Source organism: Haloarcula sp. CGMCC 1.6347, from assembly GCF_037078395.1.
GTDB classification, from domain to species: domain Archaea; phylum Halobacteriota; class Halobacteria; order Halobacteriales; family Haloarculaceae; genus Haloarcula; species Haloarcula amylolytica.
On the sequence record NZ_JAYMGX010000001.1, the window covers coordinates 1,029,804 to 1,053,197 of the forward strand.

Sequence of the window (23,394 nt, forward strand, 5' to 3'; positions counted from 1 at the left end):
CTAGTTCCCTCCAAGCGAGCAGTTAGCCGCTGGACCGCTGTCGCATGCGTACTGTACATCCGCTGGTTCCCCAATCAGGCCGTAGTAGGTGCCGTAGGACTGCTGAACCTCTGGCTTTCCTTTCACGACTGGCACCCGGCGCATCGCCTGGTGATCACAGGCTCGGAGCGTCTGCGGTCCGAGACCGGCGTCGTACTCGTGTCCTTCGAGCGCTCCGATGACATCGATCGGATTGAACGTTCCCGCCCGCTCGGCTGCACTGGCGTATTGCAGCGTTTGCGTATACGCGATGTGGGCTGCTCCTGATGGGGACGCTGATTTCGAGGTCCCCGTCGAACTGCCGTACTCCTCACGGAACGATTCTCGGAAGGTATCAGACAGCGGCGAGTTGATTGCCGGGCTCCAGGCGACCGTCCCGATAACACCCTCTATCGCATCGCCTGCGGTCCGGGCAATATCTTTCGAGGCTATCGGAAGGACGATATTCGACTCCGGGAACTCCTCCCGGAACGCTCTGAGTGCGTTTACTGCGTCGAGGCCCCCCAGTCCGAGCACGATCACGTCGAAATCGACCGACTCGATGTCTTCTGCGTACTGAGAGTAGTCGGTCGTCCCGACCTGTGCAGTTGTGTCCCAAACAGGTGCCCAGCCGAGATTTCCGAGGGCTGTATCCATCTCATCCCGGAGCGTCTGTCCCCACTCATTATCCTGGGAGATCTTGACGTAATTGACGTCGTCTCCGAACTCGTTACTGAGGGCCGGAGCCAGCGCTTTGGCCGCCATGTGGTTGTTGTACATCTCGCGGAAGGAGTACCGGTTGCAGTCGATACCCGTCAGCGAGTTCGCGTTGGCCATCGTCGCCATATACACGACCTGGTTCTGCGCGGCAACCTCCTGATTGGCCAGGCCGGAATTGCTGGACGTTCCGCCAGCAAGCATAATCACCTCCTCACTATCAACAAGCCGCTGTGCGTTGCTCCGGGCGGTATCTGAACTGCCACCCGTGTCTTCGACAGCGAATTCGACATCCTTATCGAGAAGTCCGTCACCGTCCAGCGGTGACTCGTACTGCTCGCTCGTTACCCACCCACCACCGTTGTTAATGTGCTTGACCGCGAGTTTGAAACCTCGGAGCTCCTGCTTGCCGGCCGTTGAGTACGCCCCGGAGGAAGCGACGTTGAAACCGAACGTCACCGAATCCCCGGACACCGGAAAGTTTCCAACTGGCGTTGGGGTCGGCGTCCCGTCCCCATCTGTCACTCCCTCGCTGCCACCACAGCCTGCAAGTCCGGCCAGTCCGGCCGCACCAATCGAACGGAGTAGGTTCCGCCTAAAGACGGACGGCCCACCACCATCTCTCCCTGAATCCATACTGGCGTGTCTAAATTAGTATAGCACATAAACTTTTGGAGAAAACTTATACTGTCCATAACCCATGACGAAAAATACGAGCTAACGCCCTCCACCCCAGTAAGGTGTAATTAACAGGTCCGTTAGACGACGGGTTCTCCGGGATTTATACCCAGCCAGTGAGCAACGTCGGATATGACGGAGTTAGTTACGTTCGGTGAGACGATGTTGCGGTTGTCGCCACCTGACGACGAGCGACTGGAGACCGCAGACCAGTACACCGTCAGGGCGGCTGGTGCGGAGTCAAACGTCGCGGTCGCTGCTCAACGGCTTGGGCTCGATGTATTGTGGGCCTCAAAGCTCCCCGACTCACCGGTCGGTCGCCGAGTCACGGGAGAACTCAAACACCATGGCGTATCGGTCGATGTCGCCTGGGACGACTCGGACAGCGCCCGACAGGGAACCTACTATCTGGAGCAGGGTAGTCCACCGCGGGGCAACGATGTTATCTACGATCGCCAGAGCGCCAGTGTCACGACCGCCACACCGGGGGAGCTTCCGACGGAGACCATCGCGGACGCCGCGGGATTCCACACTTCGGGTATCACACCGGCGCTCTCGGAGACGCTCGAATCGACCACTGCTGACCTCCTCTCGCTCGCACAGGACGCGGGCACGACCACGAGCCTCGACCTGAACTACCGCTCGAAGCTCTGGACGCCGGCGGAAGCCCGCGCAGTCCTGACCGAGCTATTCCCGTCTGTCGACGTGCTTGTGGTCGCCGAACGCGACGCGAACGTCGTGTTAGACCGGAGCGGTGACGCGGAAACGATTGCCCGGGACCTCGCCGCCGAATACGGGTTCGAAGCAACAGTAATCACCCGTGGCAGCGACGGGGCGCTCGCGCTTGCCGACGGGACTGTAACGGAGCAACCGACGTTCGAGTCGACCGACGCACATCCGGTCGGGACCGGCGACTCCTTCGTCGGCGGTTTCCTCTCGCAGTATCTCTCCGATGGCACCGTTGCAGACGGGCTCGCCTGGGGTGCCGCGACAGCCGCACTCAAACGGACGATTCCAGGTGATATTGCCGTCGTGTCGCCCGAGGAAATCCGTTCGGTTCTCAGCGGCGACACGGAAGCGATTTCGCGGTAGCTACGCCGTCCAGCAAGGTTCTTATCCCTTCGCGGGGAACGGCAGGGTATGATTAACTATGAACGCTGTAAACTGTGGCTCCCCGGAGACGGAGGTCACAATGCGTAGCGCAAAGATCGTCTGTACCCTCGGTCCCGCGTCGGACTCGGTCGACGACATCGCGTCACTTGCGAAGGCCGGGATGTCTGTTGCCAGACTGAACGCGAGCCACGGCTCGCCGGAACACCGCCGGGAAATGATCGATCGCATCCGCGAGGTAGACGAGGCGGTCGAGGAGCCGGTCGCGGCCATGCTCGATATGCCGGGGCCGGAGGTCCGGACTGCGGAGATCGACGCGCCGATTCAGCTCACTGAGGGGTCCACCATCCGGTACGTCGTCGGCGACGACGCGACGCCCGAGGAGGTCGGCCTCTCGCAGTCGATTACCGCAGTCGAGCCGGGAGACCGGGTGTTGCTTGACGACGGACGCATCGAGACGACTGTCGAACGTGTCGAGGACGACACGGTGTTTGCGACCGTCGAGAACGGCGGTGAACTGGCTGCCCGCAAGGGTGTCAACGTTCCCGGCGTCGAACTCGACCTGCCGACGATTACGGCAAACGACGAGCGAGAACTCGACGTGGCTGCCGAGAAGGAGCCGGATTTCGTGGCCGCGTCGTTCGTCCGTGACGGCGAGGACATCTACGAGATCAGCCAGGCGCTCGAAGAGCGCGGCGTCGACATCCCGATCATCGCCAAGATCGAACGGGCCGGGGCCGTCGAGAATCTCGATTCGATCATCGACGAGGCCTACGGTGTGATGGTCGCCCGCGGTGACCTCGGCGTCGAGTGCCCGCTCGAAGACGTGCCGATCATTCAAAAGCGCATCATCCGTCGGTGTCACGAGGCCGGCGTCCCGGTCATCACGGCCACCGAGATGCTCGACTCGATGGTCCACTCCCGGCGGCCGACCCGCGCGGAGGCCTCAGACGTGGCAAACGCAGTGCTTGACGGCACCGATGCAGTGATGCTCTCGGGCGAGACGGCAATCGGTGACCACCCGGCCCGCGTCGTCGAGACGATGGACCGGATCATCCGCGATGTCGAGAGCAGCGAGGAGTACGCCGAGTCCCGGGAACAGCGCGTGCCAAACGCCGGTGACACCCGGACAGACGCGCTCGCGCGCTCCGGTCGGTTCCTCGCTCGCGACATCGGGGCGTCGGCGATTGTCGCCGCGTCCGAGTCCGGCTACACCGCCCTGAAATCGGCGAAGTACCGGCCCTCGATCCCCATCGTCGCGTCGACGCCGAGCGAGCGCGTCCGCCGGAAGCTCGCGCTCTCGTGGGGTATCACACCCGTAACGACCGAATACACCACCGAAGGGGCCGACGCCGTCATCCAGACGGCAGTTCAGGCAGCCCTCGACACCGAAGCCGCGGACAGCGGTGACACGGTCGTCGTCCTGTCCGGGATGATGACCGAACTGGAGGGGATGAACACGGCGAATATGCTGAAAGTCCACGTCGCGGCCGAAACGGTCGCCAGCGGTCGGTCCATCGTCGACGGCCTGGTGACCGGCCCCGTCCACCGGATTTCGACAGCACCGCCCCAAGAGTCGCCGGGCGACCTCTCGAACGTCCCCGACGGGGCTATTCTGGCAGTGCCCGAAGGGTTCGACGGCGAGTTCATTGGTGACACCAGCCGCATCGGGGGCATCATCGACGCCCACGAGGGCGTCACGAGCTACGCGGCCATCGTCGCCCGCGAGCTTTCGATTCCGATGATCTCGAACGCGGACTTGCCCGATGCTGTCTCCGACGGATCGACCGTCACGCTAGACTCCGAGCGCGGCGTCGTCTACGAGGAGGCCGTTGGCCGAGAGGACATCTCGGGCAGGGAGCGAGACTACTGACCGCAGTAGAATCTGTGTAGTTAAGTATCGGTGGGGCAACCCTTCGACCAGCATGGGCGCTTACGCAGGGGTCGACCTCGGAGCGACACATATTCGGGCTGTTATCGGTGACGAGACGGGTTCGATAGTCTCGTCACACAAAACTGAGACACCGCGTGGACCGGCAGGTATCGCGGTCACGGAGGCGGTCCTCGACGCGATCCGGCAGGCCTGTGACGCCGCCGATATCGCCCCCACAGACGTGGTTGCCGCCGGTATCGGGTCCTTCGGTCCGATGGACCTGGCCGAAGGCGTCGTCGAAAACCCCGCGAATCTCCCCGACACCATCGACCGGATTCCGCTGACCGGGCCGGTCGAGAATCTCATCGGCAGCGAGCGGGTGTCGCTGCACAACGACGCCAACGCCGGCGTCATCGGCGAGCGGTTCTACTCGGACCGGAGCCCCGACGACATGGTGTACCTCACTATCTCCTCCGGGGTCGGTGCCGGGGTCGCTGTCGACGGGAACATCCTCTCAGGCTGGGACGGCAACGCCGGGGAAGTCGGCCATCTGACCATCGACCCGCACGGATTCATGACATGTGGCTGTGGGCACGACGGCCACTGGGAAGCGTACTGCTCGGGCGAGAACATCCCGCGGTACGCCACGCAACTGCACCGAGAGGACCCCGTCGAGACGGCGCTCCCGATCGAGACTGAGGAGTTTTCCGCGGCGGATATCTTCGAATATGCCGGTGAAGACGAGTTCGCGTCCCACGTTCTCGACCAGATCTGTCACTGGAACGCGATCGGCGTCGCGAACATCGTCCACGCGTACGCGCCCCTCGTCGTCTACGTCGGCGGGGCCGTTGCGCTCAACAACCCCGAACAGGTGCTAGACCCGATCCGGGACCGGCTCGACGACATGGTGATGTCGAACATTCCGGATATCCAGTTGACGCAGTTCGGTGACGACGTCGTAGTCCGTGGCGCACTGGCGTCCGCGCTGACTGGCGGCACAGGTGACCCGTCACAGCGCGTTTGAAAAACGTCGACCTGACCGCGGACCGCTGGCCTACTGCTGTAAATCGTACAGTCGCCGGAAGGCCGTCGGCGGGAACCGCGGTTCGACACGGCTCGGCGGGCGGCCCTGGCCGTTGGTGGTTGTCGCCTCGACCCGGTCGACGACACCGGACTCGGCCATCTCGTAGAGAAACCGCTTGACGGTCCCGGCCGAGAGATCGACTGATTGTGCCGACGCAATCGCCTCCGTCGTCGCCGTTACCGAGGAGCGTTCGCTCTCCTCCAGGTCGATGAGTTCTCTGAGGACGGCCTGCCGATTCGTCGGCAGGGAGAGGACGACCCCCAACGAAACACAGGGATCGGGCACCTCCGCGATGGCCGCGTCGACGTTGGCCTGTGTGATGCGGTCCTGGCCCCGTTCCTCGGCCAACTCCGCAGCGATAAACAGTGCGGCAAGGGCATCGTGGGCGTTTCCGTCCGCCCAATCGGCGATATGCCTCGCCAGACCGTGATCGAGTCCCTGCTGAGCCAGCCCGTTCGAGGTTCTGGTCATCAACACGTCGACGAGCATCTGCCGCTGATAGCGGTCGATACTGATCGACTCAGCGGTGTACCGCGTCAGTTCCGTTGTCGACGGGTCGTCGCGACCGATAGCGAGCCAACTGACGTTGCTCGGTAAGCCAGCAAACAGGTCAACGAGGGCCGGTGCCTGGATGCTTTCCGGCTCGCTGATGTGGTCGACTGCAATGACGATGCCCGTGCGTTGCTCTCGTACCAGTTCGTGGAGTCGGGATTTGAGCGTCTCCGTTCCGATCCCGTGTTCCGGCACCGATTCGTCCACGAGCGAGTCCAGCACTGCATGGTAGAACGCGAACTCGCTTGCGGTCTCTCGGGCGTTCACGTAGACGAACGACGGCGAGGTCGGTGGCTGTGCGCGGGTCGTCGTGTGAATGATCGCCTGTTGTTCCGTCGGGAGCTGTTCTAAATTGGCGAAAAGCGCCGTGATAACTGCGGACTTCCCTGAACCACGGGGGCCGTACACGTACGCGTTCGGCGGAAGCTGCCCATCGAACACCGGATCGAGATGGTCGAGTAGGCGCTCGAGAACCGGACCGCGGTCAGCCGGCTCCTCTATGTGGACGACCGGTGAGATCGACTCGTAATCCTGAATGAGCCGTGGCTCACCGTTCCGGCGTTGTCGACGCTTGATTCTCGCTTCGATGTCCATGCTTGGAAATTAGATCGTGTGTATATTCGATTGGACCTGTAAATAAAAAGCCGTATGAGTTCTTACGGCAGGGGGATCGCTGCGGACGTCGTGAACACTCCAGCCAGTGCCAGAATGCCCAGGATGAGGGTCGTCGTGATGATCGAGGCGGCTGGCGGGTCAAAGTGCGTATCTGAGTGCGCGTAGAAGATGCGCTGGTAGACTTCACCGAACAGCGCACCCAGGATACCGAAGAATGCGCCCAGCCCGAGCGCGACTAGGACGCTCGCTCCATCCGTCATCGCCATACTAGCGACGAACGTTGCTGGGAGCGTCATGTGGTGTGTGACCGGGAATTTCTCCACGCCGAGGTTCAGGAACAGCAGACTCGCTGCTGAGATACCGAACGGGAGGAAGAGACTCCCGGTCTTCGCGAAGATGTACGCACCGAGGATGCCGGTGATGAGCCCGAGCATTGCGACGTGTGTCCACTTGTACTGGTGTGGCAGCCACGGCTCGACAGCCGGTCGCTCGGCAGCCATGGCTCCGCCGTCCGTTGCGACTTCTTCACCGTTGCTCGACCGCATCTTCCCGCTCTCGAACGGCGACATATCGAGCAGGCCACTTCCGCGGGCACGGCCGATAACCGGGTAGCCAAAGACCAGACGGGCGATCACAGCGGTCAGGATGACGCCTGCCGCAGGCGGGTCGATCGGAATCCCGAGTCCACCGGACGTCTGCCGGATTGCCATCCCCAGGATACCGAACACACCACCGACGGCGAGGACGTCCGGTCGGGTACCGAGGGCGTAGGCGATGTCCTTCGCCGGGTGGTAGTCACCGTCGTCCGGCTCGTACATTCCGTCGTACTTCGCGGCGTAAGCGGCTGCTGCCACACCGCCGGCGAAGGCGACGTGTGGCCCGAACACGGGACCGAAGGCCAGTGGGCCGACGATGCCGGCTCCGTACCCACCGGCGCCACCCGCGATGACGTCAGGCGAACCGCCGATGAACGACTCGGAGACAACGTTGCCGGCTTCTCCGATAAGCACCATGAAGCCGGTGAAACAGAACGCCGGGAGTGCACCGATAGATGCCCCGAACGCGCCGCCCGCGAACGCCGCGATGGCGAGGACGAGCATATCGGCCGCCGTGAGTCCGAATGCGATTGCCATCTGTTATTCCTCCTGAGCCCAGTCGCGGGCACGGTCGACGGCGTCGTCCCAGCGATCGTACATTTTGTCTGCCTTCTCGGCGTCCATCTCCGGCGAGAACTCCTTGTCGACCTGCCAGTTGTCGCGGAGTTCGTCGACGGTGTCCCAGTACCCGACGGCGAGGCCGGCCGCATAGGCCGACCCCAGCGCGGTGGTCTCGTCGACCTGCGGGCGGGCGATATCCGTCTGGATGATGTCCGACTGGAGCTGACAGAGGAAGTTGTTCTTGACTGCGCCGCCGTCGACTCGCAGCGTCGTCATCTCGACACCGGAGTCTTCCTCCATCGCTTCCGCGAGGTCGCGGGTCTGGTACGCGATGGATTCCAGAGTCGCACGCACGATGTGTTCCTTTCGCGTTCCGCGAGTCATACCGACAATCGTCCCGCGGGCGCGGCCGTCCCAGTGCGGAGCGCCGAGCCCCGTGAAGGCCGGCACCATGTAGACACCGTCGGTCGATTCGACCGAGCGGGCCAGTTCCGCCGTCTGGGCGGCGTTGTTGATGAGGTCGACGTCTTCGAGCCATTCGATAGCTGCGCCGGCGATGAAGATGGAGCCCTCCAGCGCGTACTGGACGGGCTCACCGGACATCTGGAAGCCAATCGTCGTCAGCAGGCCGTTGTCCGAGGCGACTGCCTCGGAACCAGTGTTCATCAGATAGAACGCGCCGGTACCGTAGGTGTTCTTCGCATCACCCTTGTCGAAGCAGGTCTGGCCGAACAGCGCGGCCTGCTGGTCGCCCAGCGCACCCGCGACGGGGACTTCCTCTCCGAGGAAGCCGTCCGCGTCGGTGTGTCCGTACAGGCTCTCGTCGGAGGACGGGCGGACTTCCGGAACCATGGACTTCGGAACGCCGAACTCTTCGAGGAGTTCCTCGTCCCACTCCATGTCGTGGATGTTGTACAGCATCGTCCGCGATGCGTTCGAGACGTCCGTGATGTGGTTGCCGGTGAGCTTGTAGATGAGCCACGCGTCGATGGTCCCCATCAGGAGTTCACCGTCTTCGGCCCGCTCGCGGAGGTCAGCGCCGCGCGAGCTCTGCATCTTGAGCGGCTCCGCGTTGTCGAGGATCCACTCGGTCTTGGTTGCCGAGAAGTAGGCGTCACATTCCAGCCCGGTCTTACCCCGGATCCACTCGACCTTGTCTTCCTCTTGGATCTCCTCGACGCGGTCGGTGGTTCGGCGGTCCTGCCAGACCAGCGCGTTGTGGACCGGCTTGCCGGTCTCTTTGTCCCAGACGATCGTCGTCTCACGCTGGTTCGTGATGCCGAGTGCCTCCAGCTGTTCGGCACCGACACCTGCATCCGCAAGCCCCTTGGTCACGACTTCCTGCGTGTTTTCCCAGATTTCGACGGGGTCGTGTTCGACCCAGCCGGGCTCCGGATAGATCTGTTCGTGCTTCTCGTAGGCGTTCGCAACGACCTGGCCGCTATGGTCGAACACCATGAAGCGAGTGCCAGTCGTTCCCTGGTCGATCGCGCCAACGTATGTGTCTGCCATTGTTGTGTTCTCCGTGGTGGAGGTAGCTTATTTATGAAAGCTACCACCTTGCCAGTAAACAACATAGTGAACCATTATAAAGATTACTAATGGTGATGTTTGGCTAGTAAAGAAAGGACGGGACGGCGCTACCGGTCGGAATCGTACCGCTCAAGCTGTTTCGTGACCTGTGTGTCGAGTCGGTCGAGCGCGGACGGGACCGAGTCGGGCCCGTCCATACTGTCGACCGCGTCTTCGATGATCGTTCGTACCGTATCGAACGGACCGATCTGTGCGCCCCGTGTCGCCGTGGTGTCGCGTGTGTCGACGAGCTGGTCGAACGCCGTTCTGTAGTGTGGGTTCTGTTCGAACCAGTCCGCCGACCGGAGCTGTGGGATCGCATCGGCGTGCACTGGGAAGTACCCGGTTTCCTGGTGCCACCGTCGCTGCTGGGCCGGTTCGGTGAGCCATGTGAGGAACTCGCCGACAGCGTCGTGCACGGCCTCGGAAACCGCATCACCGACCCACAGGGACGCGCCGCCGACGAGTACGCCGGTCCGGTCGTCGAGGACGGGGAACCGGCCGGTTCCGACGTCGAAGTCAGCGCTGCTTTCGATGCTGTTCAGCGACGATGTCGAGCCGATCAGCATCGCAGCGTTCCCCTCGGCGAAGTGGGTCCGAGCGGCTCCTCTGGCTTCGATGCCGGGGTCGTGGTACAGTCCGTCCGCTTCGAGGCCTTTCCACCACTCGAATAAGTCGTGGGCGAACTCCCCGTCGAGATGGCTCTCCGTTGGCGACCCGGACCGACCGTTGTTCTGGTCCACGAGGAGCTGGTCAGCCTCGGCAAACCACTGTTCGACGAACCACGAGTAGTTCGCGAACGTGATACCTGTATCCACGCCTTTCCCGTCGACGAGCTGCTCGGCCGCGCTTCGCACGTCAGCGAGGGTTTCCGGCGGCGAATCGGGATCGAGCCCCGCCACCCTGAACGCGTCGCGGTTGTACGCCATCACCGGGTTCGACGCGTTGAACGGGAGCGAGTGGAGCGTCCCGTCGAAGCGGTAGTAGTTCGTCACCGGGTCGAGCAGCGAGTCGATGTGGGTTGCGGGGAGGAGGTCCTCGACTGGCGTAAAGTGTCCACTGTCGCGCGCACGCGTAGTGCCGATCTCGAAGATCTGTGCGATCGCGGGCGGATCGCCGTTTTCGGCGGCGTTCAGCGTTGCGTCGAGGGTCCCGCGGTAGCTCCCTTTCGACCGCAGTGTGAGACTAATACCCTCGGTCTGTGATTCGAACTCGCGGACGAGCTCTTCAAGCAGTAGCGCTTTCTCGCCGCCCATCGCGTGCCAGAACTCGACGACGGTTCCGTCCGTGTTCGCTGCCGCCGAACCGGTCGCAAGTTCGAAGGAATCCAGCGACGCGTCCAGTGATTCGGCCCGCTCGGTGAGCGTCGACACCCGCGTCGAGACCTCCGCGAGTTCCGTCGTCTGGTCCGCTGCGGCGTCGGCGGCGATAGCCGCCTCTTCGGCTGTCCGGGCGCTGATGTCCTCGACGTCGTCGACCATCGACACCACTTCCTGCGTGGAATCGGCCTGCGTATCCGTCGCATCGTCGATCTCCTGGACGCTCGAATCGACCTCTTCGACCATCGAGACGACGGAATCCAGTTCGTCGAGCGCGCTGGCGACTGACGAGCGGGTGTCTTCGACACTCTCCCGCGTATCGTACATCTCCGAAACCGTCGTGTCGGCCTGTTCGTGGACCTCCTGAATGGAGGCTGCGATCTCGTCGGTCGCCTCCTTCGTCTCGGTCGCGAGCGATTTGACCTCCTCTGCGACGACGGCGAACCCGTCGCCGGATTCGCCTGCTCGGGCCGCTTCGATGTTGGCGTTCAGCGCCAGCATGTTGGTCTGGTCCGCGACGTCCGTGATGAAACCCACAATCTCCTCGATGTCCGACAGCAGGTCGTTCAGTCGCTCGACCTTGTCGACGGTCGCTTCGGCGTTGTCGGTCAACCGGTCGAGCGTCGTCATCGCTGCGGACGCCGACTCCAGTGCGGATTCGCCTCGAACGCTGGCTTCGCTGGACGTGTCCGCGACCTCGTTTGCGGCGCTCGCTATCTCCTCGATCGTCGCCGAGAGGTTCCGCATCTCGTCGGAGATCGACTGTATCTCGTCGCGTTGCTCGTCCGACCCGGTCGAAATCTCTCCGACAGCGCCACTCACGTCCCGGCTGGCGGACTTGACCGACCCGAGACGGGTGTCGACCTGTTCCGTTGCGGCAGTCACCTGCTCGCTGAACGACGCCATCCGGTCGACAGTGTCGGTCCATTCCCGGAGCAGTTCACTGTATGCGTCGTACAGCGGCTCAGCTGCCTCAGCTGGTGGCTGCCCCGGTTTCGCAGTGAGGTCGCCGTCGGCGTTCGCCCTGGCAACAGAAGTGAGACGGGCGACAGCGGTTTCGAGCGCTTCACGTTCCGCCCGCTCCTGTTCGAGTTCCGCCGCCAGTTGCTCACATCGTGCTTCCAGCTCCGCCCGTTCAGGGTCGTTTTCGGTCTCTGTGTCCTTCTGGAGGGCTTCTGCTGACGGCGGTTCAGTCTCCGACTCGTTTCCATCCCGCCCCTCTGTGACGCCGCCGTCGGTGCGTTCCCCGTCAGGCGGGCCGTCTTCTGAATCAAGTGGGTTCCATTTACTCATTGTCGATCCCGTTGGCCGAACGGCCAACACGTTCTCGGGAATAGTCCACTATCAAAATATATAATAGTTACTGTCGAAACGGTAGGAGTGATAATTAATCCGTGAGCGCGGTTTCTATCCTGCAACGTCGTCTGTAGTACGTCAGTAATTGAAAATGTGGAGTTATCTCTCGAATTTGAGAGAATATGTTCAACCACTGCCCTGACCAATCAGTGAAAAATAATGTGGTGTGCGTTTCCGATTAACAGTGGGTGTCACCGGGATTCCTCATGATTACATAGAAAATTTACTGCCCAAGCACCAGCAACGGTAAAGTGAAGTGTATGCGCTCCAAACCCACGGAAAGATAGATGGGACCGACACCACACATCGCCGTCATCGGTGGCGGCTCGACTGGGGCGGGCATCGCGCGGGACCTCGCGATGCGCGGGCTCGACGTGACCCTGGTAGAACAGGGAAATCTGACCCACGGGACCACCGGTCGGATGCACGGGCTGCTCCACAGCGGCGGGCGATACGCCGTTTCGGACCAGGCCAGTGCGACCGAGTGTATCGAGGAGAACCGCGTTCTCCGGGATATCGCCAGTCACTGCGTCGAAATGACTGGCGGCCTCTTCGTCAAGCGGCCGGAGGACTCCGAAGAGTACTTCCAGAAGAAACTGAGCGGCTGTGAGGAGTGCGGGATTCCCGCGGAAGTCGTCTCCGGCGAGGAGGCTCGGGCGATGGAACCCCACCTGGCGAAAGACATCGACAAGGCAATCAGCGTTCCCGACGGGGCCATCGACCCGTTCCGGCTGGTGGTCGCCAACGCCGCGAGCGCACAGGAACACGGCGCACGCATCGAGACCCACTCAAAAGTGACCGACCTCCTCGTCGAGAGCGGCGAGGTCGTCGGTATCGAAGTCGAACACGACTCCGGCCCCGGGAAACGCGTCCACGGCACGGAGGGCGGAACCGAACAGATCCGCGCCGATTACGTCGTGAACGCAACCGGAGCCTGGGCCGGTCGCATCGGCGACATGGCCGGACTCGACATCGAAGTCCGCCCCTCCAAGGGCGTCATGACCATCATGAACATCCGCCAGGTCGACACCGTCATCAACCGCTGTCGGCCCAAGGGCGACGCCGACATCGTCGTGCCCCACGAGACGACCGCGATTCTGGGGACGACCGACGAGGAAGTCGAGGACCCCGAGGACTACCCCGAGGAGCAGTGGGAAGTCGACATGATGATCGACACGCTCTCGGAGCTGATTCCAATGCTCGGCGAGGCACGGACCATCCGCTCGTTCTGGGGCGTTCGCCCGCTGTACGAACCGCCGGACGTCGGCAGCGACGACCCGACAGACATCACGCGGGACTTCTTCCTGCTCGACCACGACGAGCGCGACGACCTGCCCGGCATGACCAGCATCGTCGGTGGGAAGTTCACCACCTACCGGATGATGGGCGAACAGATCGCCGACCACGTCTGCGGGAAGTTCGGCATCGACGCCGACTGCCGGACCGCCGACGAGCCGCTCCCCGGCAGCGAGGACTTCTCGGTCCTGCGGGACTACATGGACGAGTTCGGGCTTCGCTCACCTATCGGCCGTCGGAGCGTCGAACGGCTCGGCTCCCGGGCCGACGACGTGCTCAAGACCGACGGGCCGAACCCGACGGTCTGTGAGTGCGAGGGCGTCACCCGCGCCGAGATTCAGGACGCTATCGAGGGGTCCGGCTCGGACCTCAACGCCGTCCGCATCCGCACCCGCGCGTCGATGGGGAACTGTCAGGGTGGCTTCTGCTCGCACCGGATGGCGAGCGAACTCCACTCGGAGTACGACGAGCCGGTCGTCCGCGAGGCCTGGGACGAGCTGCTACAGGAGCGCTGGAAGGGACAACGACACGCCCTCTGGGGCGAACAGCTCTCCCAGGCGGCACTGAACTACGCGCTGCACGCCACCACGCAGAACCGCGACCAGGACCCGGCTGACGGCGACTCGGTGGATTTCTCGGCGTTCGATTCGGGCCGCGGACAGACAGGCGGCAGCGTCGACAGCGCTGATGTCGCTGCCGACGGAGGGACAAATGGCTATTGAGTCGGAGGTACTCGTCATCGGCGGCGGCCTCGGCGGGCTGACCAGCGCGCTGGCGGCCGCCCGCGAGGGAGCTGACGTGCGACTGGTCTCCTACAAACAGAGCACGCTCCGGCAGGCGTCGGGCCTTGTCGACGTGCTCGGCTACACACCGGACGGCGACGGCCCGTTGACCGACCCCTACGAGGCGATTCCGTCGTTGCCAGCGGAGCATCCGTACCGGAAAGTCGGCGTCGGGACGGTCCGGGACGCACTGTCGCTGTTTGACGACGCGGTTCCGACCTACGAGGGCGAACACACGGACACGAACGCGCTCCTGCCGACCCACGGCGGGAGTATCAAACCGACCGCCCGCTACCCGGCCGGGGCCAGCGCCGGTCTGGCCAGCGACACCCGCGATACGCTGCTGGTCGGCATCGAGGAAATGGTCGACTTCGACGCCCCGCACGTCGCCGCCCATCTCGACGCGACGGGCGTCCCATTCGATGTCCGCGGCGAGACGATCCGGTTCCCGGGCGACCTGCGCGCGGACGCGAAGGTCACGCGCTATGCCAAACTGCTCGATACCAACAGCGAGGTGGCAGTCCGCGGGCGAATGGTCCCAGCCCGCGAGGCGCTTGCCCAGCGCGTGAACCCGCTACTGGAGGACGAACAGCGGGTCGGCTTCCCGGCGATTCTCGGCGACGACAATCCCGGCGCTATCCGTGACTCGCTGAGCGACCACCTCGGCGTCGACGTGTTCGAGGTGCCGATGGGGCCGCCGTCGCTGCCCGGCCTCCGACTGGAGGACGCGCTGTTCTCGGCACTGGACGAGGCCGGGGCCAGCATCGAGACCGGCAATCCAGTCGTCGATTTCGACGGCGAGGACCGTATCGAGAAGGTATTCATCGAGAAGAACGGCGCGAAGATACCCAACAGCGCCGACCAGTACGTTCTCGCGACCGGTGGCTTCGTCGGCAAGGGCGTCGAGTCCGACCGCGAGGGCGTGTACGAGCCGGTGTTCGACTGCCACGTCCCCCACGCCGCGGACCGCTACGACTGGTTCGACGGCGAACTGTTCGGCGACCACGAGTTCGCCCGCTACGGCGTGGCGACCGATGACGACCTTCGGCCCCTCGATGCGAGCGAGCACAGCGAGTTCGAGAACCTGCGCGCTGCCGGCTCCGTGCTGGGCGGCTACGACTTCGCCGCCGAGAAATCCGGCAGCGGCGTCTCGATTGCCACAGGCTACGCGGCGGGCCAGCGCGCCGCACAGGAGGCACGATGAGTGACGCTGAAACCCCACCAGAGACAGAGTTTGACCCGGTAGCACCGAACACAGGCGAGGAGTTCGAACCAGTCGACGTCTTCCCCGACAGCGACGACTTCGACCTCCGACCCGGCGCGGACTCCTGTTACAAATGCTCGACGTGTGACACGAACTGCCCCGTCGCCGAGGTCGACGACGACTTCCCCGGCCCGAAGTTCCAGGGCCCCGAACAGTGGCGGCTCAAGCAGTCCGACGACGACCACGAGATCGACGACTCGGTGATGGACTGCTCGAACTGCATGCGCTGTGACAACGCCTGCCCGTCGGGCGTCCCGCTCAGCCAGATGCACAACACCGCCCGCGGGGAGTACGTCAGCGAGCAGATGGACAAGCTCTCCGTCGAGTACATCCGCAACCGCATCCTCGCGAACTACCGCACCTCCGCGTTCCTGGCGAGCAAGGTCCCCCGACTCGCGAACTTCGCCATGAACTTCGGGCCGGCCCGCTGGGTCATGGAGAAGACGATGGGTATCACCAGCGAGCGTGACTTCCCCGCCTTCGCAAAACAGACCTTCCGCGACTGGTGGGCCGACCGCGGCGGTCAGGTCCAGTCGCGGGAGAACGCGAGAGCCGCCCGCAAGCGCCGCGGACTCCCCGAGGACGCCGATAAGAAAGTTGCGTACTTCCACGGCTGTTACTCCAACTACAACACGCCGGAAGTCGGCAAGGCGACGGTCCGGGTGTTCGAGGAGTTCGGCTACGAGGTCGTCGCACCCGAGCAGAAGTGTTCCGGGACGCCGATGTTCGCAAACGGGATGCTCGACGACGCCCGCCGCCACGCCGAGACGAACGTCTCGTCGATGTCCGAACTCGTCGACGAGGGGTATCACGCAATCGCCTCCTGTACCTCGTGTTCGATGGCGCTCCGACAGGAATACCCCGAGCTGTTCGACATCGACGGTATCGACAAAGTGGCGGAGAACACCTTCGAAGCCGTCGAGTACCTCCGCATCCACGAGGACCTCAAGGGCGAAGTGCAGGCGGCAGACGTTGACGGCGACCTCGCCGAGGAGTTCGCCTACCACGCCCCGTGTCACTCACGCAACCAGGGACTCGACCGCCAGGCCGTCGAACTGTTCCGCGACCTCGACGGCGTCGAAGTCGAAGACGTGGGCGACTCCTGTTCCGGCATTTCGGGGACCTACGGCTGGAAGGAAGAGAAGTACGAGAAGTCCATGGAGATCGGCGAGGAGATGTTCGAGCACATGGACCACGCCGAGGGCGAAACCGGCATGACCGAGTGTCCGACCTGCGCGATGCAGATGGAACACGGCAGCGGCTACGAGATCCGACATCCGCTCGAACTCCTCGAAGCCGCGCTGGTGGAGTAACTGAAAAACTCGGTTTCTGCGGTCTTAGTCCTCGCCGCGGACGAACGTGACCGGACACGGCGCGTTCAGCATGACTTCCTGTGCGGTGGAGCCGAAGACGGCCTTCCCGGTCGGCGAGCGCTTGCGGCCGCCGACGACGACGAGGTCCGACTGCGTGGCCTCGGCGAGGCTGACGATCTGCTCGCCGTGGTTGCCCACGGCACCGCGTACCTGTGTCGACAGCCCGGCGTCGTCGAACCGCGAGACGAGTTCCCGGACGGTTGTGTGGCGGTCGGCGACCTCGTCGGGGTCGGCTTCGCCGGTCGACTCGAATTCGAGTCTGTCGACAACACCGTCGTACTGGTCGTCAGTGAATACGTGTGCGACGATGACCGTCGCGCCGGCCGGGCTCGCGATATCGAGCACGGCGTCGGCGAGTTCGTCGATTCGGTCGGCGTCGTTTGGTCCAACTGCAAGAAGAACAGTTTCGAGTGCCATACCGGCTACTCCGGGGGAAGACGCCTAAATCCTTCGATGGGTACTACTTTTGTAGTAAGTCGTTCGCACGATGCCGCACCCGGTGTCGCTCAGTGCCTCACCCGGTGTTTTTCATCCCGGCCGCGATACCTTGGACGGTCAGCCGCAGGGTCCGGCGCTCGGTGTCGGTCCGGTGGGACTGCTTGAGCAGGCGGACCTGCAACAGGTTCAGCGGGTCGACGTACGGGTTCCGGCGCTCGAGGTTCTCCTGCAGCCACTCACGCGAGAGCAGGCCGTCCTGCCCGGTGATTTCGAGCACCTTCTCCACGGTGTCTTCGTACTCCTCGACGATACGCGGGTAGATGCGCTCGCGGAGTTCGGGGTCGGCCAGGTCGGCGTACTCCTCGGCGATTTCGAGGTCAGTACGGGCGAGCGCCAGCGACGCATTGTCGAGCTTCGTCCGGAAGAACGGCCAGTTCTCGTACATCTCCTGTAGCGTTTCCATGTCGCCGCCGTTTTCGAGGTAGGCGTCCAGCCCGGTCGAGATGGAGTACCAGCCGGGGATGATACAGCGGGCCTGCGTCCAGGAGAACACCCACGGGATGGCCCGGAGGTCCTCGACGCTACGGTCCTCGCTTCGGGAGGCCGGTCGCGAGCCCATGTTGAGGTTCTCGATAACAGTGATCGGCGTCGCCTGCTCGAAGAACTCGACGAAGCCGTCCGTTTCGAGCAGGTCCTGATACTCGTTGCGGGCGGCGTCGGACGCCGTCTCCATCGCCTCCTCCCACTCGTCGGGGATCTCCTCGACGGGTTCCTCGATTGCGTTTTTCCGCGCCCGGATCTGGGCGTTGAGCATCTGTTCGAGATTGCGCTCGGCGATGTCGTGGTTGGCGTACTTCTCGGCGATGGCCTCGCCCTGCTCGGTGAACTTTATCTGGCCGGTCACCGTCTCGTTTGGCAGGGCCAACATGGCGTCGTTCATCGGGCCGCCGCCGCGGGAGATGGAGCCGCCGCGGCCGTGGAACAGGCGCATCTCCACGTCGTAGTCGTCGGTGATGTCCGCCAGCCGCTTCTGGTTGTTGTACAGCGACCAGTTGGCGGCGAGGAAGCCGTTCTCCTTGTTCGAGTCGGAGTACCCCAGCATGATCTCCTGGATGTTGTCCCGGGCCTCAAGGGCCTGAGAGTAGGCCTCGTTCTCGAACAGCGTGCCCATGATGCGGCGGGCTCCGGAAAGGGCGTACTCCGATTCCAGCAGCGGAACCACGTCGAACCCGCAGTAGCCGGGCAGGTCGACGATGTCGACCTGGTCGGCGAGGAACAGCACTTCTAGCGCGTGACTTGGTTCTTCACACCACGAAATAGCGTAGGTGTCGATGGCGTCGATGCCGAACTCGTTTTGCCAGTCGGCGGCCGCGCGGAAGCGGTCGAGGACGCGGGTGGCGTCCTCCGAGAGCCCCTCGGTGTCTTCCATGTCGATGACGGGGTTGTCCTGGAGGATAGCCTCGGTCAGGAACTCGACACGCTCGTCCTCGTCCATGCCGGCGTAGTCGATGCCCTCGCGCTCGACGGATTCGGCGATGGCATCGGTGTGCATCTTCCGGTGGTCGCGCAGGTCGAGGCTGGCGAGGTTGAAACCGAACGTCTCGACCTTGCGGATCAGCGGGTCGACGTGGGCCTCGGCGATGACCTCGGCGTCGTTCTCACGGAGGCTGTCGGCGATGACGCGGAGGTCGGTTAGCAGTTCCTCGTCGTTCTCGTAGCCGCCCTGGCGAACGTCGCTGACCCGGATGACGGATTCGCGCATCAGCCGGAGCTTCTGGCGGTAGGGCTCGTCCGGATACCGTTCCTCGGCCTCCGTGGCGATGCCGGGGAGCCTGGACTTGTGACGGTCCAGTCGCTCGTTGAACAGCGCGTCGGTCGCGATGTTCGAGGCGTCCTGGCTCAGCACGCCGGAGAGTTCCTTGAGCTTGTTGCGGTACAGCGGCAGCACGGTGTCGCGCTGGCGCTCCAGCGTCTCCTCGGTCACCTCGGTGGTGACGAACGGATTGCCGTCGCGGTCGGACCCGGCCCACGAGCGGAATTCGTAGAGGGTGTCGATGTCGATGTCCTCGTCGTACACGTCTTCGAGGGTGTGTTCGAGTTCGTCGTACACCTCGTCGATAACGTCGAACAGGACGTTTTCGAGGTACCACTGGACGTTCAGCGCCTCGTCGGTAACCTCCGGGCGGCGGTCCCGGACCTGCGGGGTCTGCCAGAGACTCGTCACTTCGGCGTCGAGGTTCCGCTCGATACGCTTCTGTTCGCGTTCGGTGAGTCGCCGCTCGTCGAGTCGTTCGATGTCACGGGCAACCGACCGGAGCTTCGCCTTCACCGTCTTCCGGCGGGCTTCGGTGGGGTGGGCCGTGAACGTCGGCTGGATGAGAACGTCTTCGAGCACCTGCTCGAACTCCTCCGGGTCCGCGCCGCGTTCGGCCAGGTCCCGGACGGCTTCCTCGACGCTGTCGGCCAGTACACCCTCCTGGCTCCCCTCTCGGATTTCGCGGACCCGTTCGCGCTCCTCGGCGAGATTGATAAGTTCGAAATAGGTCGTAAACGCGCGTGCGACGATATCCTGGGTCTCCGGGTTCAGTCGGTTCAGTGCCCGGTGGACTTCGTCCCGCGTCTCGGCGTCACCGCGCCGGTAGTCGATACACGACGTTCGAATGGTTTCCACCGTTTCGAACGCCTCGGTCGAGGTTTGTGCTTCCAGCACTTCGCCCAGGAGCGCACCCAACTCCCGTACGTCCTGGTTTATCTCTCTGGCGTGCAAAGTCATACCACTTCCTCCAGAACCGAGCCCTAAAACACTATTGAAACGGTGTATCAGGGATAGACGTTCGTGAAGAACTCGGTTTCGGGAAATAGTTATTATTAATCGTGGGGTTCTTTACCGTATCACACGAATCACACAGGATATAGTGGACTGCCAATGATAGATATCGCCCTGGACATGGAGCAGTACGACTGTCCCTTCATCGACACGACGGCAGACCACGACGTCGCCTTTGCAGCGGTACACTGGGATTTCGACCAGCGTGCGCGGGAGTTGGAGACGCGGATGGTTGTCGAAGCCGAGGACGCGGGGATACTCGATACGGGGCTAGACAGTCTGCAAGCCCACGAGAACATGAACGACTGTGCGCTGTTGCGCCGCGAGGACAACGCCGCCCACATCCGGACGACTATCGAGGAAACGGCGGCGATGCAGACCATCCGGGACAACGGCGGCTACATCACCGGTCCGTTCCACATTGAGGCGGGCAGCGAAACCTGGCACGTCGGCTTCGACCGCGGCCGCGACGCCGACACGACGCTCTCAGAGCTTGACCGCGACAACGAGTACGACGTGGTCGAGCGCACGTCGACGACGCTCCCACAGCTCCAGGACCTCGTGCAGAACGCCGGCGCGGCGATGACGCTCGTGGACGGCTGTCGGGACCTCTCGGACACCGAACGCGAAACGCTGGAAACCGCCGTCTCCGAGGGCTACTTCGAGTCACCCCGGGACGCGACACTGGGGTCGCTGGCCGAGGACTTCGGCGTGTCCAAGCCCGCCGTCTCGAAGAACCTCCGGCGCGGCGAGCGCAAGATGATCGAACGCGTCGTCGAAGCGCTTGATGACATCGAGGACTGAGTTCGGTGTTCCCGCCGGCCTGTTCGCTACTCTGTCCAGAATGACAGCTGGGTGCAATTGTCACAACGGCCGTACCTAGCTCCCACTGTAGGCCTTAGCGTTGTTTTACTGCATAACTGACACTCGTGAGAGCGACATCGATACAAGACAACACCGATTGCGTGGGCTGAGATATGAATCAGCAAATGCCGGTCAAACGAATCCTGAACTGTCCGCATATCTGTGTTGCTGGGTGGTGACCGCTGGTTCCACCCAGACGGATAGAGTAAGGGTTACTTCCATGCATGATTCCGAGATTGTGACCTGCTTAAATCATATTCCCACGGCCGGACTCGATACGAGTGGTTAGGAGGGGACCGGTCAGACAAATATTTCGACCAAAGATATTTTTATACAAAAGCAAAGACAACATAATCATGACTGCTGAAGAAGACGAATCATCGTCTAGAAGAGCCATACCGGCTCTTGGGATGCTTTTCAAAACGGTATTCGGGTTGTTCTTACGAATCATATTCGTACCGTTCCGTCGGCTCGCAAGACGGTTGCTTGCTGGAGTTATCCTGTTACCAGTTGCCGTATTCCTCGGCGTGTTCATTTTTGCGGGGTTTGCGGGAGGAATGGAACTGTTTGACTTCCTCGGTGTGAACCGTCAGATTGGGTTTCTGATTTCAATCACCGTCGGAATGACCTTGCCGTGGGTGGTCATCCTCGGTATCCTGCATCGATACACTGACCACGAAATTCTCTAACTACCCGCAGTGCGACTGGGACAGCGAATAGCGGCGTATTTTCGTCCGAACTCTGGTCGGGTTGATAAACAGTTCTCTGATGGACCTTTGTCGCAGATATCTACTCTATTTCGTCGGACACACAGTTCGCTGTGGCCCTTGGACTGGTCCTCTCTATCATTCCGGCGTTACTAACGTGGGTGACCGCTGAAATATATCGATTGACAGTTACTGAAGCAGTTACGTAGCAGATAGTCAAATCGGTGTGATCGCATAATTCGCCAAGGAAAGAACGGTACAGACCGTTTACGGCCAGTTTTGTGACAGTCCCGGTACGGACGAGAATTGCGGTCTGTCTCGCCGCGTTAACATGTTAACTCAGCACACTATGTAGTCGGCGAATCTACGATAATCTGTTATGCAGAACACGGCTACACGGAGGCGCGTTCTCGGCGCGCTCGGTGCCGGTGTTGTCGGGCTCAGCGGCTGTGTCAGTGACGACTCATCCATGACTGAACAGGACGATTCGGACGGCGGCACGACGGACAGTGGCACGAACGGCGAATCGGGCGGCAGTGGTTCGGCACAGACCGTTAGTATCGGGGTCCTTCAGCCCCGCGCTGGTGACCTGAAGTACTACGGCGACCAGTCGCTGTGGGGGTTCCTCTCCGGGCTGGCGTACAAGGGTGAGACCGATCCGCCGACCGACCCCGGCAGCGGCGAGATTACGATTACCGCCGGCGACACGGAGTACCGCCTGCTCGTACGGGACACCGAGTTCTCGGCGGACACGGCCCAGACGGCGGCGACGAACCTCGTCGAGAACGAGAGCGTGGACATGCTCGCCGGCTGTGCGTCCTCAGCAGTCGCCAGCCGCGTCGTCACGACGGTCGTCAATCAGGCGCAGGTCCCCATCATGCTCGGTCCGGCGGCGTCGGCCGACATCACGTCCAACTCCGAGACCTGTAGCGACCTCGTCTACCGAGCGAGCGAGAACACCGCGATGGACGCCCGCTCGGGCGGGAAGTACGTCGCCAGAGAGACGGACGTATCGAGCGTCTATCTGTTCGGCGCGGACTACAGTTTCGGCCGCGCGGTCGTCAACAACTACCGGGACGTACTGGAAGCCGAAGGCGTCGAGATCGTCGGCGAGCGATTCGTCGAACAGGGATACGCCGAGTGGGATGGGCTGCTGGACAATGCGGAGGAGGCCGGGGCCGAGGGCGTCGTCGGCGGGTTCACCGTCGCGACGCTCCCGGCGATGTTCAACGCCTTCCTCTCGGGCGATTACTCCTATCGGGTGTTCGGGGGGTTCGCCACCCGAATCACCAACAACGTCGTCGGCGGGACGATGCAGAGCGTGCTCGGCGAACCGCTGACCGAGGAGAAAATCAGGGACTCACAGCTCGGGCCGTTCACGACGCGCTACCACTGGAACCAGTACGACAACCCGATCAACGACGCGTTCGTCGAGAGCTACACCAACGCCTATGGCGTCGTCCCGGACCTCTTCACCGCGGGGACGTTCACGGGCGCGTCGGCGATTCACCAGGCCATCCAGGAGAGTGGGTCGACCGACGGGGCCGACATCGCCGATGCTCTGAAAGGAATGACCGTCACCGACACGCCGAAAGGCGAGAACGGCTACACCTTCCAGGAGTACAACAACCAGGCGCGGTCGGCGATGACCGTCGCGAACCCGATCCCGACGACCGACGAGTGGGCCGACAACTGGGGCGCGGCCATCATGCCCAGCGAGCCGCTCGCCCGCATCAGCGCCGACGAGACGACCATCCCACAGGACAGCGACCAGATGGGCTGTTCTCTGTAG

General features: G+C 62.9%; 16 protein-coding genes. 9 read left to right on the forward strand and 7 right to left on the reverse strand.

The genetic code is table 11. The annotated features are described in order from the left end of the window. Entirely contained in the window at positions 1-1,209 is a 1,209-nt protein-coding gene (locus VI340_RS05490; RefSeq protein WP_008309632.1) for an ABC transporter substrate-binding protein, read from the reverse strand. Positions 1,210-1,545: 336 nt separating this feature from the next. Between VI340_RS05490 and kdgK1 the strand changes: the two genes are divergently transcribed. The 3 genes from kdgK1 (at position 1,546) to VI340_RS05505 (ending at position 5,420) form a co-directional block, all read left to right on the forward strand. Next, positions 1,546-2,505, forward strand: coding sequence for a bifunctional 2-dehydro-3-deoxygluconokinase/2-dehydro-3-deoxygalactonokinase (gene kdgK1 / locus VI340_RS05495; protein WP_008309630.1), 960 nt, complete (start codon positions 1,546-1,548; stop codon positions 2,503-2,505). Positions 2,506-2,605: 100 nt separating this feature from the next. Continuing rightward, positions 2,606-4,396, forward strand: a complete 1,791-nt coding sequence (pyk, locus tag VI340_RS05500) for a pyruvate kinase (protein ID WP_008309628.1) — start codon at positions 2,606-2,608, stop codon at positions 4,394-4,396. 52 nt (positions 4,397-4,448) lie between these two features. Further along, on the forward strand, positions 4,449-5,420 hold the full coding sequence (locus VI340_RS05505; RefSeq protein WP_008309626.1) for an ROK family protein: 972 nt from the start codon (positions 4,449-4,451) through the stop codon (positions 5,418-5,420). A gap of 30 nt (positions 5,421-5,450) precedes the next feature. On the opposite strand, the gene VI340_RS05510 is transcribed toward VI340_RS05505, so the two are convergent. The 4 genes from VI340_RS05510 to VI340_RS05525 all read right to left on the reverse strand — a co-directional run bounded on the left by VI340_RS05510 (position 5,451) and on the right by VI340_RS05525 (position 11,988). Next, positions 5,451-6,626: a Cdc6/Cdc18 family protein gene (locus VI340_RS05510; RefSeq protein ID WP_008309624.1), complete on the reverse strand. Its 1,176-nt coding sequence runs from the start codon at positions 6,624-6,626 to the stop codon at positions 5,451-5,453. Between the two features lie 62 nt (positions 6,627-6,688). Next, entirely contained in the window at positions 6,689-7,780 is a 1,092-nt protein-coding gene (locus VI340_RS05515; protein ID WP_336357959.1) for a hypothetical protein, read from the reverse strand. 3 nt (positions 7,781-7,783) lie between these two features. Next, a complete protein-coding gene (gene glpK, locus VI340_RS05520; RefSeq protein WP_008309620.1) occupies positions 7,784-9,316 on the reverse strand; it encodes a glycerol kinase GlpK in 1,533 nt (510 codons plus the stop codon). A 128-nt stretch (positions 9,317-9,444) separates the two neighbouring features. Further along, on the reverse strand, positions 9,445-11,988 hold the full coding sequence (locus VI340_RS05525; RefSeq protein ID WP_336357960.1) for an extracellular solute-binding protein: 2,544 nt from the start codon (positions 11,986-11,988) through the stop codon (positions 9,445-9,447). A 350-nt stretch (positions 11,989-12,338) separates the two neighbouring features. On the opposite strand from VI340_RS05525, the gene glpA reads away from it, so the two are divergent. From glpA to VI340_RS05540, 3 genes are read left to right on the forward strand one after another with little or no spacing between them, the layout of a single operon-like run. Beyond that, a complete protein-coding gene (glpA, locus tag VI340_RS05530; RefSeq protein ID WP_336357961.1) occupies positions 12,339-14,069 on the forward strand; it encodes an anaerobic glycerol-3-phosphate dehydrogenase subunit GlpA in 1,731 nt (576 codons plus the stop codon). Next, entirely contained in the window at positions 14,059-15,333 is a 1,275-nt protein-coding gene (glpB, locus tag VI340_RS05535; protein WP_336357962.1) for a glycerol-3-phosphate dehydrogenase subunit GlpB, read from the forward strand. The genes glpA and glpB overlap by 11 nt, the downstream gene beginning before the upstream one ends. After that, positions 15,330-16,706: an anaerobic glycerol-3-phosphate dehydrogenase subunit C gene (locus VI340_RS05540; protein WP_008309613.1), complete on the forward strand. Its 1,377-nt coding sequence runs from the start codon at positions 15,330-15,332 to the stop codon at positions 16,704-16,706. Before glpB ends, VI340_RS05540 begins: the two co-directional genes overlap by 4 nt. Before the next feature lie 24 nt (positions 16,707-16,730). Here the strand turns inward: VI340_RS05540 and VI340_RS05545 are convergent, their stop codons facing one another. After that, positions 16,731-17,183 carry a universal stress protein gene (locus VI340_RS05545; RefSeq protein WP_008309612.1) on the reverse strand — a complete coding sequence of 151 codons (453 nt, stop codon included), beginning with the start codon at positions 17,181-17,183 and terminating at the stop codon, positions 16,731-16,733. A 97-nt stretch (positions 17,184-17,280) separates the two neighbouring features. Beyond that, positions 17,281-19,977 carry a phosphoenolpyruvate carboxylase gene (ppc, locus tag VI340_RS05550; protein ID WP_008309610.1) on the reverse strand — a complete coding sequence of 899 codons (2,697 nt, stop codon included), beginning with the start codon at positions 19,975-19,977 and terminating at the stop codon, positions 17,281-17,283. A 153-nt stretch (positions 19,978-20,130) separates the two neighbouring features. On the opposite strand from ppc, the gene VI340_RS05555 reads away from it, so the two are divergent. From VI340_RS05555 to VI340_RS05565, 3 genes are all read left to right on the forward strand, one after another. Next, a complete protein-coding gene (locus VI340_RS05555; RefSeq protein WP_008309609.1) occupies positions 20,131-20,835 on the forward strand; it encodes a helix-turn-helix domain-containing protein in 705 nt (234 codons plus the stop codon). Between the two features lie 416 nt (positions 20,836-21,251). Next, entirely contained in the window at positions 21,252-21,584 is a 333-nt protein-coding gene (locus VI340_RS05560; RefSeq protein ID WP_242493312.1) for a hypothetical protein, read from the forward strand. A 397-nt stretch (positions 21,585-21,981) separates the two neighbouring features. Next, positions 21,982-23,394, forward strand: coding sequence for an ABC transporter substrate-binding protein (locus VI340_RS05565; protein WP_336357963.1), 1,413 nt, complete (start codon positions 21,982-21,984; stop codon positions 23,392-23,394).